Source organism: uncultured Litoreibacter sp. (genome assembly GCF_947501785.1).
Taxonomy (GTDB): domain Bacteria; phylum Pseudomonadota; class Alphaproteobacteria; order Rhodobacterales; family Rhodobacteraceae; genus Litoreibacter.
The window spans coordinates 674,892-690,785 of record NZ_CANMXB010000001.1; the positions used below are offsets into that span (position 1 = coordinate 674,892).

The 15,894-nt window shown below is 62.0% G+C and carries 16 protein-coding genes and 1 tRNA gene; 5 read left to right on the forward strand and 12 right to left on the reverse strand.

Annotated features, from left to right (window positions below; genetic code table 11):
• Window positions 1-20: 20 nt before the first annotated feature.
• The 6 genes from lexA to Q0899_RS03440 all read right to left on the reverse strand — a co-directional run bounded on the left by lexA (window position 21) and on the right by Q0899_RS03440 (window position 4,886).
• Window positions 21-725, reverse strand: coding sequence for a transcriptional repressor LexA (lexA, locus tag Q0899_RS03415; protein ID WP_299191094.1), 705 nt, complete (start codon window positions 723-725; stop codon window positions 21-23).
• A 105-nt stretch (window positions 726-830) separates the two neighbouring features.
• On the reverse strand, window positions 831-2,006 hold the full coding sequence (glp, locus tag Q0899_RS03420; protein ID WP_299191095.1) for a gephyrin-like molybdotransferase Glp: 1,176 nt from the start codon (window positions 2,004-2,006) through the stop codon (window positions 831-833).
• Complete coding sequence (moaC, locus tag Q0899_RS03425; RefSeq protein ID WP_298291641.1) at window positions 2,003-2,476, reverse strand: cyclic pyranopterin monophosphate synthase MoaC; 474 nt, start codon at window positions 2,474-2,476, stop codon at window positions 2,003-2,005. The genes glp and moaC overlap by 4 nt, the downstream gene beginning before the upstream one ends.
• Entirely contained in the window at window positions 2,477-3,292 is an 816-nt protein-coding gene (trpC, locus tag Q0899_RS03430) for an indole-3-glycerol phosphate synthase TrpC (RefSeq protein ID WP_299191096.1), read from the reverse strand.
• Window positions 3,289-4,308: an anthranilate phosphoribosyltransferase gene (gene trpD, locus Q0899_RS03435; protein WP_298291634.1), complete on the reverse strand. Its 1,020-nt coding sequence runs from the start codon at window positions 4,306-4,308 to the stop codon at window positions 3,289-3,291. Before trpD ends, trpC begins: the two co-directional genes overlap by 4 nt.
• A complete protein-coding gene (locus tag Q0899_RS03440; protein ID WP_299191097.1) occupies window positions 4,305-4,886 on the reverse strand; it encodes an aminodeoxychorismate/anthranilate synthase component II in 582 nt (193 codons plus the stop codon). The genes trpD and Q0899_RS03440 overlap by 4 nt, the downstream gene beginning before the upstream one ends.
• 195 nt (window positions 4,887-5,081) lie before the next feature.
• Between Q0899_RS03440 and Q0899_RS03445 the strand changes: the two genes are divergently transcribed.
• Complete coding sequence (locus Q0899_RS03445) at window positions 5,082-6,668, forward strand: divergent polysaccharide deacteylase family protein (RefSeq protein WP_299191098.1); 1,587 nt, start codon at window positions 5,082-5,084, stop codon at window positions 6,666-6,668.
• A 481-nt stretch (window positions 6,669-7,149) separates the two neighbouring features.
• Here the strand turns inward: Q0899_RS03445 and trpE are convergent, their stop codons facing one another.
• From trpE to fabI, 6 genes are all read right to left on the reverse strand, one after another.
• On the reverse strand, window positions 7,150-8,661 hold the full coding sequence (gene trpE / locus Q0899_RS03450; RefSeq protein ID WP_299191099.1) for an anthranilate synthase component I: 1,512 nt from the start codon (window positions 8,659-8,661) through the stop codon (window positions 7,150-7,152).
• 6 nt (window positions 8,662-8,667) lie between these two features.
• Window positions 8,668-10,572, reverse strand: coding sequence for a peptidylprolyl isomerase (locus Q0899_RS03455; RefSeq protein ID WP_298291625.1), 1,905 nt, complete (start codon window positions 10,570-10,572; stop codon window positions 8,668-8,670).
• Between the two features lie 73 nt (window positions 10,573-10,645).
• Complete coding sequence (locus Q0899_RS03460) at window positions 10,646-11,830, reverse strand: aminotransferase (RefSeq protein WP_299191100.1); 1,185 nt, start codon at window positions 11,828-11,830, stop codon at window positions 10,646-10,648.
• Between the two features lie 38 nt (window positions 11,831-11,868).
• Window positions 11,869-12,372, reverse strand: coding sequence for a xanthine phosphoribosyltransferase (gene gpt / locus Q0899_RS03465; protein WP_298291619.1), 504 nt, complete (start codon window positions 12,370-12,372; stop codon window positions 11,869-11,871).
• A gap of 18 nt (window positions 12,373-12,390) precedes the next feature.
• Window positions 12,391-13,002: a LysE family translocator gene (locus tag Q0899_RS03470; protein WP_299191101.1), complete on the reverse strand. Its 612-nt coding sequence runs from the start codon at window positions 13,000-13,002 to the stop codon at window positions 12,391-12,393.
• Window positions 12,999-13,805 carry an enoyl-ACP reductase FabI gene (gene fabI / locus Q0899_RS03475; protein ID WP_298357903.1) on the reverse strand — a complete coding sequence of 269 codons (807 nt, stop codon included), beginning with the start codon at window positions 13,803-13,805 and terminating at the stop codon, window positions 12,999-13,001. Before fabI ends, Q0899_RS03470 begins: the two co-directional genes overlap by 4 nt.
• Before the next feature lie 149 nt (window positions 13,806-13,954).
• Between fabI and pdxH the strand changes: the two genes are divergently transcribed.
• The 4 genes from pdxH to Q0899_RS03495 all read left to right on the forward strand — a co-directional run bounded on the left by pdxH (window position 13,955) and on the right by Q0899_RS03495 (window position 15,869).
• Window positions 13,955-14,560: a pyridoxamine 5'-phosphate oxidase gene (gene pdxH / locus Q0899_RS03480; protein WP_298291611.1), complete on the forward strand. Its 606-nt coding sequence runs from the start codon at window positions 13,955-13,957 to the stop codon at window positions 14,558-14,560.
• 162 nt (window positions 14,561-14,722) lie between these two features.
• Window positions 14,723-15,253, forward strand: a complete 531-nt coding sequence (locus Q0899_RS03485) for a cold shock protein (RefSeq protein WP_298291608.1) — start codon at window positions 14,723-14,725, stop codon at window positions 15,251-15,253.
• Window positions 15,254-15,308: 55 nt separating this feature from the next.
• Window positions 15,309-15,725 (forward strand): DUF192 domain-containing protein, encoded by a 417-nt coding sequence (locus Q0899_RS03490; RefSeq protein ID WP_298291605.1) that lies wholly within the window; start codon window positions 15,309-15,311, stop codon window positions 15,723-15,725.
• Between the two features lie 67 nt (window positions 15,726-15,792).
• Window positions 15,793-15,869: transfer RNA gene (locus tag Q0899_RS03495), tRNA-Pro, on the forward strand.
• Window positions 15,870-15,894: the final 25 nt, after the last annotated feature.

Consider the following 15,894-nt stretch of genomic DNA (forward strand, 5'->3'; position numbering starts at 1 on the left):
AATCATGCGGCGCAAAGGGCTCAGTACGACCGGATCAATCCGACCAGACGACCCTGCACCTTGACCATGTTATCCGGCAGCACCCGCGTCTCGTAATTCACGTTCGCGGGCTCCAGCGCAATGGAGGACCCGTGGCGGCGGAACCTCTTCAGCGTCGCCTCAGCATCTTCGACCAAAGCCACGACAATATCGCCATTCTCCGCCGTGTTCTGTTCGCGGATCACCACGACGTCGCCGTCGTTGATGCCGGCATCAATCATCGAATCGCCTTTGACCTCCAGCGCGTAGTGATGCCCGTTGCCCGCCAGCATCGAGCCGGGGACGGCCACATGGGACGACACTTCGCTGATCGCTTCAATCGGCGTACCAGCCGCGATGCGCCCCATTACCGGCAATTCCATCGCGTGGATGTCAGACACAGGCATGGCGGAGCGGGGTGGGTCGGTCTTGTCACCATCGATCACCTTCGGGCTGAAGCCGGATGGTTTTGGCACCACGCCACCGTCAATCGCGTCAGGCAGTTTCACAATCTCAATAGCCCGGGCACGGTGCGCAAGGCGTTGAATGAAGCCGCGTTCTTCCAGCGCGGTGATCAGCCGGTGAATGCCGGATTTGGACCGCAAATCAAGCGCGTCCTTCATCTCGTCAAAGCTGGGGGTGACCCCGTCTTTCTGCACGCGGGCATGGATGAATTTCAACAGGTCCAGCTGTTTCTTTGTCAGCATCTGCTCGGACTCCCTGTAATCAGAATTGGTCTGCAATTGTCACAGTGTTCGCAGATGTTCTACCCACGTTCCTGTTTTGTGTCAACATGTTCCGCTAGGGCGTGCCTAGAGGATGACATATTCCACGGTGTCACCGGCGGCGCGTGCCAGGTCATTGGGGGGGCGGACGATCAGGGCAGTTGCATGGGCCAGCACCATCAACAAGGAGCTGTCTTGCTTCTCAAAGGCTTGAATTTGTTGATGAATCGCGTCGTGACGGGCGCGCATGTAATGCTCGCGCGGGCCGTTGGCGGGCAAGGGTTTCATCAGTTTGGCCCTGTGGCGCGGACGCGGCTGCGCGTCGAATCCCAGCATCTTGTCCAGAACGGGCCGGATGAAGATTTCCCCGCAAACCATTGACGACACGGGATTTCCAGGCAACCCAATCAACACGGAGTCCCCGATGCGCCCTGCCATCAAAGGTTTCCCCGGGCGCATGGCGATTTTGTAGAAAGCGCGTTCCAGCCCGCGGTCAGCGGCCACCTTGCCGACGATGTCATGGTCGCCCACCGATGCGCCGCCGATGGTGACGATCAGGTCGGCGCCTTTGGCCAGTTCCAGCGCCATGCCAAGCGAGCTGTCCGTGTCCTTCGCAATTGGGATCATCCGCACCTGCGCGCCTGCGGCCTCGAACATGGCTTTCAGCCCGAACGTGTTGGACGCGATGATCTGGTCCGGGCCGGGTGTTTCGCCGGGCATGACCAACTCGTCGCCGGTGGCAATCAACGCGATGCTCGGGCGGCGCACCACTGGCACCTCCGCGCAGTTCATCGACGCCAACAGCGCCACATCCGACGGGCCGAGCCGTCGCGGTGCGGGCAGGGTGTGGCCAACATCAAAATCGCCGCCTTTGGGCCGGATATGCGTCCCGTCGCCATGCGGCTCGGTCACGGTGATCACGTCGCCGTCGCGGGTGACGTTTTCCTGAATTAGAACCCGCGTGCCGCCCTCAGGCACCGGCGCGCCGGTGAAGATACGCACGGCTTGGCCCGGTTTGACCGCGCCGTCGAAGGCGTGACCCGCTGCGGCTTCCCCGATCACGGCCAGAACATCGCCGACCGCTGCATCGCCCGAAATCGCGTAACCATCCATGGCAGAAGAAGAAAAAGGCGGCTGCGCACGCGTGGCCGCGACGTCCCGAGCAAGAGTGCGGCCCGCAGCTTCGGTCAAGGGCACGGTTTCTGAGCGCAGCGGCTCGACCAGCGCAAACAGCGCGTCCAACGCCTCGTTAACGGTGATCACGCTTCAAACCGGCCCGATTTGCCGCCGTCTTTCAGGGTCACCTTGATGTCGGTGATCTCCATCGTTTTCTCGGCCGCTTTCAGCATGTCGTAGACCGTCAACGCGGCGGTCGACACGGCGGTCAACGCTTCCATCTCAACGCCGGTTTGGCCGGTGGTTTTCACGGTGGCTTCGATCCGTATGCCGGGCAGGTCCGCGTCAGTGGTCAATTCAACCGCGACCTTGGTGATCGGCAGCGGGTGGCAAAGCGGGATCAGGTCGGCGCATTTCTTGGCACCCATGATGCCTGCAAGCCGCGCCACGCCCAACACGTCGCCCTTCTTGGCTGTGCCGTCGGTGACCAGCGCCAATGTCTCTGGCAGCATCTTCACAGCCCCCGACGCTACAGCAACGCGGGACGTCACCGCCTTGTCGGAGACATCCACCATATGGGCGTCGCCCTTGCCGTCAAAATGTGTGAGCTTCGCCACCTACATGCCTCTGGAATATGGTTTTTCGCTGAGGATGTGGCGCGTTGCCGCCGTCACATCTTCCTGCCGCATCAGGCTCTCGCCAATCAGAAAAGACCGCGCGCCATATTGCGCCAAATCGGCCAGATCGGAGGGCTCAAACAACCCGCTTTCGGCGACAATCATCTTGTCGGCGGGCACCTGTTTGGCCAGCGTGCGGGTGGTATCAAGGGTCACGTCAAACGTGTTCAGGTCGCGGTTGTTGATCCCCAGCATCGGGCTTTTCAGCTGCACGCCGCGTTCCAGCTCGTCGAGGTTGTGCACCTCCACCAACACATCGAGGCCAAACTCACTGGCCGCAGCCTCAAGCTCATGCGCCTGCGCGTCACTGACGGAGGCCATGATGATCAGGATGCAATCGGCCCCCAACATGCGCGCTTCGGCCACCTGGTAGGGGTCATACATGAAATCCTTGCGCAGGATCGGCAGGTCGACCACGTCGCGCGCGGCCATCAGGTAACTGTCATCGCCTTGGAAAGACGGCGCGTCGGTCAGGATCGACAGGCAGGTCGCGCCGCCGTCCTTGTAGGCCCGCGCCAGGCTCGGCACGTCGAAATCTGCGCGGATCAGGCCCTTGGAGGGGCTAGCCTTCTTGATCTCGGCGATGAGGCCATAATCGGTGGTGGCAGCCTCCTGCAGGCGCGTGTAGAACCCCCGCGTCTCGGGGCGGTCATGCGCCTCTGCTGCGATGTCGTCATAGGGACGTTCTGCCTTGCAAGCTTCAATATGCTCCAGCTTGTAGGCTTTGATTTTCTCTAGGATCGTTGGGGTGCTCATGCGGCCTCCGACGTGACTTTGGCGAGGCCCGCGACCTTGGCCTTTGCGGCCCCGCTGTCAATGCTTTCACGTGCCATTTCAACGCCTTGCTTGAGGTCGCTGGCCTTGTCTGCGACCATCAAGGCGGCGGCGGAGTTCAGCAACACAGCATCGCGATACGCGCTTTCCTCGCCCTCCAAAAGGGCGGCGAAAGCTTGGCCGTTTTCTTCCGGCGTGCCGCCCAGGATCTCGGCAAATTTGCGCGGGGCGAGGCCTGCGTCTTCGGGATGTATCTCGCGAGCCTGTATCTTGCCATCTTCCAACGCGGCCACAGCCGTGGTGCCGGAGATCGCAATCTCGTCCGTGCCGTCCGAACCATGCACCAGCCACGCCTTTTCGCTGCCAAGCGATTGTAGCGTCTCGGCCATCGGGAAGATCAGGTCGGGCGCGAAAGCCCCGGTCAGTTGACGTTTGACGCCTGCGGGGTTGGTCAGCGGCCCGAGGATGTTGAAGATGGTCTTGCAGCCCAGTTCCTGGCGCGCGGGCATCACATGTTTGATGGCGGGGTGGTGCATGGGCGCCATCATGAAGCCGATGCCGACCTCGCTGATCGCACGTTCCACCACGTCCGCGCCGACCATGACGTTGATGCCCATAACGCCCAGCGCGTCCGCCGCGCCGGATTTGGACGAGAGGTTCTTGTTGCCATGCTTGGCCACGACCACACCCGCGCCGGCGGTGACAAAGGCAGTTGCCGTTGAAATATTGAGTGTGCCCATCCCGTCGCCGCCGGTGCCGACGATATCCATCGCGCCGTCCGGGGCCTTCACCGCATTGCATTTCGACCGCATCACCGCCGCAGCAGCCGCATATTCGGCCACGCTTTCGCCCCGCGCACGCATCGCCATCAGCAATCCGCCGATCTGAACCGGGGTGGCGGTGCCCTCAAACAGCTCCTCAAAGGCCGCTTCCGCCTGGGCGCGGCTCAAAGGGCCCTCCGAGGCCGCGAAAATCAGGGGCTTCATTGCGTCGCTCATGCCGGAACCTTTACGCAATCAAGGAAGTTTTGCAGCAGCTTGTGGCCATGCTCCGACGCGATGCTTTCCGGGTGGAACTGCACGCCGTGAATGGGCTTGGTTTTGTGCTGCAGCCCCATGATGGTGCCGTCGTCCAGCTCCGCCGTGATCTCCAGCGCGTCGGGGAAGCTGTCGCGCTCCACCACCAGAGAATGGTAGCGGGTTGCCTCAAAGTCCTGCGGCAACCCCTTGAAAACGCTTGTTCCTTTGTGGCTCATGCGACCCATCTTGCCATGCACGATCTCGGAATGGCGAACCACCTTGCCGCCAAATGCCTCCCCAATGGCCTGGTGGCCAAGGCAGACCCCGAAGAGCGGAATGTCCGTCTCGGCGGCGGCGTCCACCATCGCCAGACAGATACCCGCCTGTGACGGGTCACAGGGGCCGGGGCTGAGCACGATACCGGCGGGGTTCATCGCCATGGCCTCCTGCACATTCAAGGCGTCGTTGCGGCGCACCACAACTTCGGCCCCCAGCTCGCCCAGATAATGGACCAGATTGTAGGTGAAGCTGTCATAGTTATCGATCAGAAGCAGCATGGGTGTCTCACGTTTGCGCGGGCTAGCAGGCGGTTGTTTCGAAAAGGCTTTCAGCACCTTAACAGTCGCGGTATAAATGGCCAGAGCCACGCGCCGGGTCAAGGGCAACCGCCCGATGCGGCCAGCGAAAAGAAGCGCGGGCACCGAGGTGAGACTGATGGCGCACCGCGCGCCAGCAACGCGAAGGAGCGTAACGTGGGCAGAGGCATGCTATCTGGTGTTATTTGGGGCGGGGCTTTTGGCGGGCTCGTCGTAACGGTCCTGTCGCTTTACGCGCCGCTGCCAGCAGAGAAGGCCGCGATGCGGGTGCCGGTAGAGGCTCCGGCGGACACGTCAGAGGCCGCGCCGGATGAGACCTCGGAGCAAACGCAGGCCCCTGAACAGGCCGACACCACCGAACAGGCTGAAACCAAACAGGCCGACACCGCGCCGACGGACACCGAAGCTGAGACCGACACCACACAAACGGCGGTTGCAGAGACAACACCAACCCAATCCGAAGAAGACGCGACCGCGCCTCAGGCGCAGGTTGATGCGCCGCAGGCCAATCCGGTTGTCGCCGATGGCGGCACCGCCCAGACAGCTGCGCCCCAAAGCGACCCCGCCGTGACCACCGCGCAGGCGCCGACGCTGGAACAAGACACGGCTGAGGCCGCAGTTACCACCCAAGACGCGCCAAGCGCGCCGCAGGTCGCAAATGTGGACGGCACGGCCCCGGCGGCCCCCTCCGCCGAAGAGGCCACCCCAGCTGTGACCGACCTTGCAGGAAGCCCGAGCAACGAGGACACCGCGCCATCGGGGCTGGTCCTGCCGCAGGCCGATAGCAGCCCGGAGGCGGACGCCACCCCCGCGCCCCGGATCGCAGCAACGCCCGAGGCCGCGCCGCAAACCTCACCAGAGGCCACGACAGTGTCCGCCGATACGCCAATCATTTTGCCGGTGCCAAAGATCGACAACCCCGTTGCGGGCGTCGTGACCAACCGGCTGCCCTCTGTGACTGCGCCCGACTCGGCGCAAGCCCCTGCGACATCAACGGATGAGGCGGCGAACGCGCCGGCGACGGGCGAAGAGGTGCAAGAGGCCGCCCTGGACGCCGAGGAGGTGGGGGCCTTGCGGGCCTATGCCGCGACATATGAGGGGGAGCCCACGGCCAGCCAGTTTGCCGTGATCCTGATCGACACCGGCGCGGAAGGCATGCCGCGTTCCGAGTTGATCGAGCTGGGCGTGCCATTCTCGGTGGCCATTGACCCGGTTTCTGCCGATGCGGCCGAGGCCGCAGCCGCCTACCGCGCCGCGGGGATCGAGGTGCTGGCGATGCCCAGCGACCTGCCTGCCTCTGCCGGCCCGTCGGATGTGGCCGTGGCCCTGTCAGGGTATTTTTCCGTGCTGAACGAGGCGATAGCGGTGATGGACCCGCTGGACGGGCGCATTCAGTCCAACCGCAGCCTATTGCAACCCGTGCTGGGCGCGATCCGCGACACGGGCCACGGGCTGGTGACCTATGACCGTGGGCTAAACACAGCGCAACAGGCCGCGCGGCGCGAAGGCATCGCCGCCGCGACCGTGTTCCGGCTGCTGGATGCCGAACTGGAGGAAGCGCCGAAGATCAAACGCTACCTCAGCCGTGCAGCGTTCAATGCGGGCAAAGATGGCTCGGTCGTGGTGGTGGGGCGCAGCTATCCCGAAACGGTCAAGGCGCTGCTGGAATGGGCGCTGGACGAGAAGGGCGCGGATCTGAGTATTGTACCGGTCAGCCAGGTGATGTTGCAGGACTTGAACTAGATACTCTTTCTGCGTCGATTTTTACCGAACTTAGTTGAGCGAACTTGACTGCAGCGACACGTTGCGTGGCTTGATTTTCGGTAATCCGCACGGGCTGTCGCAAACTCTTATCTAAGAGTTTGCATCCAAGAATTTTCGACGAAAATTCTTGCACCTTTGCCCGCGTCAGCCAGCGGCTGCGCGGGTAGGATATGTCTCGGTGCTGTTCTTAAAGAAAGGTGGCGCCACCCTGATCGACATGAGGGGTCGCGGTTCCCGCCTGCTTTTTGAGCAGACCGGCCTTGCCTGTCTCCGGAGGGTGCAAGGCAGCCCAAACGAACTGCCGCTTTCCCGTTCTGTCTTTGCGAGGTTAGTTAGGCCCCGCTGGATCCGAGAGCGGGTTTAGCGCGTTGGAATGAGCGGATGGTTAACCATGCGGGCGCAGCGCCTGTGATTGGCGCAACGCTTTTGCATATTTTTGCCAAGATGAAACCTATGGGGTTTAGCCGTTGCCGCCCCGTTCAAACAGACCCGCTTCTTTGGCGGCGGCGCGGATCGCTTTGGCTTTGTTGACGGTCTCTTCGAACTCGGCCTGTGGGTCGCTGTCATAGACCACGCCGCCGCCGGCCTGGGTGTAGAGCTTTTGGTCTTTGACCACCGCCGTGCGCAGCGCGATGCACATGTCCATATCGCCATTGGCGCTGAAATAGCCGCAGCCGCCGCCGTAGACGCCGCGCTTTTCGGGCTCCAGCTCGTCGATGATTTCCATCGCGCGCACTTTGGGCGCACCGGACACGGTGCCCGCGGGCAGGCCCGACAGCAGAGCGGAGAGGGCGTCCTGGTCGTCGCTGAGTTCTCCCACCACGTTGGACACGATATGCATGACGTGGCTGTAGCGTTCGATGATGAACTTCTCGGTCGGCTTCACCGTGCCGATCTTGGAGACCTTGCCGGTGTCGTTGCGCCCCAGATCGAGCAGCATCAGATGCTCGGCCAGCTCTTTCTGGTCGGCCAGCAGGTCGTCTTCCAGCGCCTTGTCTTCCTCTTGTGTCGCGCCGCGTTTGCGGGTGCCTGCGATGGGGCGGATCGTGACCTCACTGCCGAAGACGCGGACCAGAATTTCGGGGCTGGCACCCACGATCTGGAAGCCGTCCATGTTGAAATAGAACATAAACGGTGAAGGGTTGGTGCGTCTGAGCGCGCGGTAGAGCGAGAAGGGCGGCAGGGTGAAATCCTGCGTCCAGCGCTGGGAGGGCACCACCTGAAAGATGTCGCCCGCCTTGATGTATTCCTTGGCAGTTTCCACTGCGGCCAGATAACCGTCATGCGTAAAGTTAGAGACCGGGTTATCCTCGTCCAGCGTCTCACCCAGATCGTGGCGGGCGGAGGCTGGCGCGCGTTCCAAATCACGCACCGCGTCCATGACGCGTTCGGCGGCCTGTGCGTAGGCCGCGCGCGCTGTCAGACCTTCGCGGACCCATGCGGGCGAGCAGACGATGACCTCGCCCTTCACCCCGTCCAGCACCGCAATCACCGAGGGGCGCGTCAGCACGGCGTCGGGCACGCCCAGCACGTCGGGGTTGATGTCGGGCAGATGTTCGACCAGCCGGATCATGTCATAGCCCAGATAGCCAAACAGCCCTGCAGAAGCGGCAGGCAGGTCAGCGGGCAGGTCAATCCGGCTTTCGGCAATCAGGCTGCGGATCGCGCTCAGCGGGTCCTCGGCGCAGGGCTCAAAGGCGGCGCGGTCATAGCGGGCCTGGCGGTTCAGCTCCGACGTGGTGCCGTGGCAGCGCCAGATCACGTCGGGCTTCATGCCGATGATCGAATAGCGCCCGCGCACCTCGCCGCCGGTGACCGATTCAAGAATGAAGCTGTCGGGCTGCGCATCGGCCAGCTTCAGCATCAGCGAGACCGGCGTGTCCAGATCGGCGGCCAGCCGCGTGTAGACCAGCTGATTTTCCCCCGCATCATAACCGGATGCAAAGGCGTCATATGAAGGAAGCAGTGCCATATGTGTCTAAATGCCGCCGTGTCCGCCGCCAAACTGGGTCAGCACGGCGTTGACGGCTGTTTGGTCCAGGGTGAGCCCATGTTGGGACTGCACGGCTTGGCCGAACAGCTCAAACACGTCAGCGGCCAAGCCCTCGCTCGCGGCTGAATTCAGCTGAGCCAGCAGCGCCTGCGCCCGTTCGGTGGTCGTGTCCGGGGCCGAGATATTCGTTAGCTCCACCAGCGCCGCGCGGCCTTGTGGGCCTTGTACGAAGGCCACGCCATTTTCTTCGAGGTCAAAGACGGTGGCCAACATGCCAATCGGGGCCTCTTCGATAAAGTCGGTGCGGCCAAGGTCCGTTTCGGCCTTGGCGGCGAGATCGAGCGAGGCCATGCGCGTGCCGGCAGCCACCTTTTCCTGCAACTCAGTGCCGAGCGCGGCGAGGCGCTGCGCGGTCTGGTCGGCGGTCCAGGCAGCCACCACGTCAGCGCGGATATCGGCAAGCGGCGGCAGGGCGGGGGCCACGATCTCGTCCAGCCGGACGGCAAAGGCCCCGCCGTCGCTGAGTTCGCGGATTTCGGGGAAGTCGGAGGTCGTCAATTGCGCGACCTCGTTGCGGAACTCGTCATAGCCTGCAATCCCGTCAGAGACGTCCGCGGTGAAGTCCAGCGTCCCCGATTGCATGTCGGTTTCCGTGCCAAGCTCTTCGATCGAGGCGCCGCCGACCAGCAGGTCGTCAAATTCGGTGATCTGGTCGCCGATGTCGCGGCGCGCGCGGTCGGCAGTGAATTCTCCGGTGAGTTCGGACCGCGCGTCTTCGAAGGTCACGGTGGTGGCCTCCAACAGCGCGTTGACGCGGTAGAGCACCGGGCCGAGGGAGGTGTTGACCGGATCAGTAACGCCAGGCTCGGTCAGGGCAAACACGGCGTCTGCCACTTCGGCAGTCAGGTCGTCACGTGACACCTCGCCCTGGTCGACATCCTGTAGCGTCAGGCCGCGGTCTGTGACGAGTTGGTCAAAGGTGATCTCGCCCGCATCGATCTGTGTCTTTGCGGCGGCCGCGGCTTCGGCGTCTGCAAATCCGAGACGTTCCACCAAGCGGCGTTCGGGCTGGATGTATTGCTCTGCACGGGCGTCGTAAAGCTCACGCAGCTGGGCCTCATCCACCTCGATCTTGTCGATAATCATCTCTGGGGTGATCCAGGCATAGGTGACCTTGCGCACCTCGGGCGTTTCGAACTGGCTGCCATTGGTCTCGTAGAAGCTTTGCAGCTGTGCGTCGGTGGGGGCGGGCGTTTCGCCGTCCAGCATTGCTGCGTCAACGATGGCCCAACGGAAGGAGCGACGCTCCCCCAAGAAGCCGTAGATTGTCGAGGCATAGGTCTCGTCAACCGTCAGCCCGCCCGTGACAGACTGCTGCAAAATGTTGCGCGCGGCGGTCAGGCGCAGCTCGTCTTCAAACTCGCCCGGGCGGGTGCCGTTCTGGCGCAACGCAAATTCGTAGCTGTCGCGGTTGAACTGGCCGTCTGGCCCTTGGAAGGCCGGGACCGCCCGCAACTGGTTGGCCACCTCGGCGTCGCCGACTGACAATTTGGCCATTTTGGTTTCTTCGCTCAGCGCCGCAACCCCTGCGAGGCGTTCGAGAACCCGTTGATCAAGCCCCTCGGCGCGGGCCTGCTGGATCGAGACGGGCGCGCCACGGCGGCGGGTTTCAAAGGAAAGTTCTTGCTGCAGGGCGCGCTGGAAATCCTGCACGGAAATCTCGGTCTCGCCGACCTTGCCGATAGACGCGATGGAACCGCCCAGCCCGCCTGCGCCAAAGCCCGCTAGACCCGCGATCAGCAGCACCAGAATGATCCACACAAAGACGCGGCCGGTTTTGCCGCGCCGCATGGAAGAAGCGGGGGCTTGGGTGTCGGATTTTTTGGCCATGTCGGTCGTGCCTTCTGCAGGGGTTTGGGCGTTGGTAAACCGTTGCGGGGAAGGGGGCAAGCGCGTGTTGCGCCTATGCGGGTGACAACTGCGTCAGGCGTTTGTAAAGCTGGCCGATGCCCGCGCGATCAATGTTGGCGAATGCGATGCGCAGCGCCTGTTTGCCGCTGTCGTCACCTTCGGGGACAAACATGGTGCCGGGCAGGCACAGCACGCCAAGGTCTTGCACCATCTTCTGCGCCAATTGGTCGGAGGGCATCCCAAACGGATGCCGCATCCACGCGAAATAGGCACCGCACCCTTCAATGGCCCATCCTTTGTCGGCAAGCGCGGGGAAGCCGTCGGTGATGGCTTGGGACCGATCCAGAATTTCGAGGCGCTGCTCGGCCAACCACGGGCCAAGGTTTTCCATCCCCCAAAGTGCCGCGCGCTGTCCCAGCTGGTTGGGGCAGATGGCCACGGTGTCGAGGAACTTTTCTGCCTCAAACAGCCGTTTGGGGCTGGCGATCATCGCGCCGACGCGGTGACCCGTCAGCCGGTATGCCTTCGAGAAGGAGTAGAGCTGGATCAGCGTGTCGTCCCAGCTTGCGTCCTGAAACAGCCTATGCGGCGCGCCGGTGCGGCCGTCGAAATCGCGGTAGGTCTCGTCTACAATCAGCGCGATCTTGTGGGCGCGGCAGAGGTCACGGAAGGCGGTCAGGGTCTCGGCGGGGTATTCAACACCGCCGGGATTGTTGGGCGATACCAACGCAATAGCGCGCGTCTTTGATGTGATCAGCTTGGCGGCCTCGTCAGCCGACGGGATCAGGCCTTCCCCGGTTTTCAGGGCAACGGATGTGATGCCCCCCATATCAAGCCACATCTTGTGGTTGAAATACCAAGGGGTCGGCAAAATGACCTCGTCGCCTTCGCCTGCCAGCGTCGCGATGGTCGCGGCAAAGGCCTGGTTGCAGCCTGACGTGATCGCCACGTTTTCGGATGCCACTGCGCCGCCATAGGCTTCGGTCCAAACGGAGGCCACCTTGGCACGCAAATCAGGCAGGCCCAGAACAGGCCCGTATAGGTGCGAGGCGTCATCTTCGAGGATGAATTGCGCCATGGCCTCCCGCATTGAGGCAGGCGGCGGGTCAACGGGGGCGGCTTGGCTGACATTGATCAGCGGCTGGTTGTCGGAGAAAGACACGCCGTCCAACCAGCGCCGCGCTTCCATCACCGGGGGCGGGAAGGTCGCGGCCATGTTTGGGTTGAGAAGGGTCATATCATCACCGTTCCAAAAATACTCAAAAGAGCGGCGGATCAATCCGTGCCGCGGTAGGGTTTGACGTATTGCATCGCCATGTCCCACGGAAAGAAAATCCAGGTGTCCTGGCTGACTTCGGTGATGAACGTGTCCACCTGCGGGCGGCCTTTGGGCTTGGCATAGACCGTTGCGAAATGCGCCTTCGGGTAGAGGGCGCGGACCACCTCCAGGGTTTTTCCGCTGTCAACCAGATCGTCGATGATCAGGATGCCGGTGCCGTCGCCCATCATCTCGTCATCGGGCTTTTTCAGCACCTTGGCCTCGGATTGGGCCTGATGGTCATAAGATTTGATCGAGATCGTATCGACTGTGCGGATGTCCAGCTCCCGCGCGGCGATCATCGCTGGGGCCATGCCGCCGCGGGTAATGGCAACCACGGCCTTCCACGCGCCCTCATCCGGGCCATGCCCGTCGAGCCGCCACGCAAGCGCGCGGCTGTCGCGGTGAATCTGGTCCCAGCTGATGTGGAACCCTTTTTCGTGGGGCAGGCGGTCGGTCATGGAGTCCTCATCTGAAACTTACGGTAGGGCTATACGAGCACCCAGAAGTGCAAGAAGTGCGCCAAAAAGGCGGTCAAGCCACCCCTTCGCGCGGATATAGGCGCGTCGGGGGCCACTGCGTGAAAAGACCAGCGAGAGAAGGGTGTACCATACCATCTCTATCGCAAATATGATGGCGAGGATGGCAAGGGTCCAGCCCATACTTGCTTCGGTCGGCATAATGGTCGTGAAAACGGCTGCGAAATAGGCGAGAGCCTTTGGATTGGCGAGGTCGGTCCAGATACCAAGCCGGATAAGCCTAAACGGATGCTGCCTTTTGGCGGCGGCCACGTTTTCGAGCGGGCGATCCGCCCCCCGCCAGAGCGAGAACCCGACCCAAATCAGAAAGCCCGCGCCAAGCAATTTTAGCGAGGTTTGCAGATAGGGCGCGAATTCGAACAGAAGGGACAGGCCGGCAAGCGCTGCCGCCGCCCAGATCACCACGCCGATTGCCAGCCCAAGGGACAGAAAAATTCCCGCGCGCGCACCTTCCGCCGCAGCAGTTTTGATCGTCAGGACCGCCGCGGGCCCCGGGCTGATGGCAAGCAGCGTTTGCAAGCCAATCAGCGTGAGAAGCGCGGTTGCGGTCATGACTTCTCGATATCGGGGGCGTCAACGGCCTTCATGCCCACGACATGGTAGCCCGCGTCCACATGCAGGCATTCGCCTGTCACAGCGGAGCCCAGATCGGACAGCAGATAGAGTGCGGAATTGCCGACCTCCTCTTGGGTGACGGTGCGGCGCAGCGGGCTGTTATATTCGTTCCACTTCATAATGTAGCGGAAATCGCCGATGCCTGAGGCCGCCAGCGTCTTGATGGTACCGGCCGAAATAGCGTTCACGCGGATGCCGTCCTTGCCGAGATCCTCGGCCAGATATTTGACCGACGCCTCAAGCGCCGCCTTGGCCACGCCCATCACATTATAATGCGGCATGACCTTCTCGGCGCCGTAATAGGTCAGCGTCAGCATCGAGCCGCCATTTGTCATCAGCTTTTCGGCGCGCTGCGCAACAGCTGTGAATGAGTACACAGATATATCCATTGACATGCGGAAGTTGTCGGGTGAGGTGTCTACATACCGCCCGCGCAATTCGTTCTTGTCAGAGAAGCCGATCGCATGCACCACGAAATCCAAACTGCCCCAATCTTGCTTGAGCGTGTCGAACAACGCGTCGATGGACGCGCCGTCACCGACATCGCAGGGCAGCACATGTTTTGCGCCGATGCTGTCGGCCAGCGGGCGCACCCGTTTCAGCAGGGCGTCGCCCTGATAGGAGAAGGCAATCTCAGCGCCCGCATCCGCGCAGGCCTTGGCGATGCCCCACGCGATGGATTTGTCGTTCGCCACCCCCATAATCAGGCCGCGCTTGCCCGCCATCAAACCGTTCGACATACCCGTATCCCGTCCTATTTAGATATTGCATTGGGTGTAGGCGAAAGCACATGTAGCTTCAAGCGGGCTATGGCGGACGCAAGGTCAGTATTGAAATGTCATCCGCCATGGCGTTACCGAAGTATGACCAAAAAACAGGCATTCTTGAAATGAGCGACCGAGACGGCATCTTTGCGGGGGACGACCCTTTCACCATCATCCGGTCGTGGATGGCGGAGGCAGAGGCGTCCGAGCCCAATGACCCGAACGCGATCGCGCTTGCCACGGTGGACGGCGGAGGTTTGCCGAATGTCCGCATGGTGTTGCTAAAGGATGTCGAGGACGACGCATTTGTGTTCTACACCAACTATGAGGGCGTAAAGGCTGGCGAGTTGGACGCCACAGGTAAAGCGGCGTTTGTCATGCACTGGAAATCTCTGAGACGACAAATTCGGGTGCGCGGCACCATCACCCGCGAAGACGGGCCGCAGGCCGACGCGTATTACAACTCGCGCTCCCTCAAGAGCCGGTTGGGCGCCTGGGCGTCAGACCAGTCCCGCCCTTTGAAATCGCGCAGCAGCCTTATGGCGAAAGTGGCCAAGATCACCGCGCAAATGGGGACGAACCCCAGCAGACCACCGTTTTGGGGCGGGTTCCGCATCACCCCGGTGGAGATAGAATTCTGGGCCGACGGGGCCTTCCGGTTGCATGACCGGTTCCGTTGGACCCGTGACGAACCGGGCCAAAACTGGTCCATCGAACGACTTAACCCGTGAGACTTTTTCCGGCCGCGCCCGTTACGCGTTGGTCACCCGCAGGACAGGAAACACGTACCTATCTTAATTATTGAAACCATGAGACCCTAAAGACTTATAACGAATAAACGGGGTTAGCTCATGGGCAGGCTTGGGGGTGTCGAGAGCTTCGACACAACTTGGATGACAGAGACACTTGAACTTTCGGGCGAAACGTCGCTCGTGGCGGGCCACGTAAAGTGGTTTGATGCCGCCAAAGGATTTGGATTTGTTGTGGCCGACGCAGGTGGGCCCGATATTTTGTTGCATGCAAATGTGTTGCGCAATTTCGGTCAGGGCTCGGTCGCTGACGCATCGCAAGTTGAATTGCGGGTACAGCGCACGGAGCGCGGCCTGCAGGCGGTCGAGGTCGTTTCGGTGACGCCGCCGGAAGGCGGGGAGGCGGCCACGGGCTTCTCCATCGACGCGGAGAATCTGAGCGACGTCGCATTGACGCCCGCGCGGGTGAAATGGTTCGACAAGGCAAAAGGGTTCGGCTTCGCGAACGCGTTTGGCGAGAACAACGACATTTTCCTGCATATCGAAGTGCTGCGCAAATGTGGGCTGGCCGATCTGGAAGCCGGCGAAGGCGTGTGCCTGCGCATTGTCGAAGGGGATCGCGGTCAGATGGCGGCCGAGGTACACTCTTGGGACTATGCGCTCAACAACAGCTAAATCGATTCTCCTAGGAACATTGGTTTGGGCGTCTGCAACCGCAGGCGCTCTTTCTATGTGCGCGCCCGGGCAGGTGGATCTGCGCGGCGATTGGGGCAAGGCGCGGTTCAGCGTCGAGATTGCAGATGACGAGGCGGAACGGGCCCGCGGTCTGATGTTTCGCGAATCCATGCCGACATTGTCGGGCATGCTTTTCATCTATGAACGTGCGCAGCCTTTGTCATTCTGGATGCGCAACACCCTGATCCCGCTGGACCTGCTGTTTCTCGATGAGACCGGAACCGTGGTGACATTGCACGAAAACGCGGTGCCTTTGGACGAGACGCCGCTTTCAGGCGGCGACGCGCCGTTGCTGGCCGTGCTGGAGATCAATGGCGGCTTGGCGAGACGAATGGGGATCGCCGTCGGCACCCAATTGCGCCACCCGCAGATGCCGCAAGATGTGGCCGGCTGGGCTTGCGACGAAAAGTAGGTCTTCACCTGCGAATTTAGGCTTTTCAAAGCCAGCCGTTGGGGGTAGGTACCCCCTCACAGATGGACGGGGCGTGGCGCAGCCTGGTAGCGCACCTGTTTTGGGTACAGGGGGTCGGAAGTTCGAATCTTCTCGCCCCGACCATTTGTAAAGCTCTCCCCTAGGACCA

Coding starts and splice junctions, on each gene's coding strand:
- lexA (WP_299191094.1), bottom strand. CDS start 725: ATGCTGACAAAGAAACAGCTGGACCTGTTGAAATTCATCCATGCCCGC.
- trpC (WP_299191096.1), bottom strand. CDS start 3,292: ATGAGCACCCCAACGATCCTAGAGAAAATCAAAGCCTACAAGCTGGAG.
- trpD (WP_298291634.1), bottom strand. CDS start 4,308: ATGAGCGACGCAATGAAGCCCCTGATTTTCGCGGCCTCGGAGGGCCCT.
- Q0899_RS03440 (WP_299191097.1), bottom strand. CDS start 4,886: ATGCTGCTTCTGATCGATAACTATGACAGCTTCACCTACAATCTGGTC.
- trpE (WP_299191099.1), bottom strand. CDS start 8,661: ATGGCACTGCTTCCTTCATATGACGCCTTTGCATCCGGTTATGATGCG.
- Q0899_RS03455 (WP_298291625.1), bottom strand. CDS start 10,572: ATGGCCAAAAAATCCGACACCCAAGCCCCCGCTTCTTCCATGCGGCGC.
- Q0899_RS03460 (WP_299191100.1), bottom strand. CDS start 11,830: ATGACCCTTCTCAACCCAAACATGGCCGCGACCTTCCCGCCCCCGGTG.
- gpt (WP_298291619.1), bottom strand. CDS start 12,372: ATGACCGACCGCCTGCCCCACGAAAAAGGGTTCCACATCAGCTGGGAC.
- Q0899_RS03470 (WP_299191101.1), bottom strand. CDS start 13,002: ATGACCGCAACCGCGCTTCTCACGCTGATTGGCTTGCAAACGCTGCTT.
- fabI (WP_298357903.1), bottom strand. CDS start 13,805: ATGTCGAACGGTTTGATGGCGGGCAAGCGCGGCCTGATTATGGGGGTG.
- pdxH (WP_298291611.1), top strand. CDS start 13,955: ATGAGCGACCGAGACGGCATCTTTGCGGGGGACGACCCTTTCACCATC.
- Q0899_RS03485 (WP_298291608.1), top strand. CDS start 14,723: ATGACAGAGACACTTGAACTTTCGGGCGAAACGTCGCTCGTGGCGGGC.
- Q0899_RS03490 (WP_298291605.1), top strand. CDS start 15,309: ATGTGCGCGCCCGGGCAGGTGGATCTGCGCGGCGATTGGGGCAAGGCG.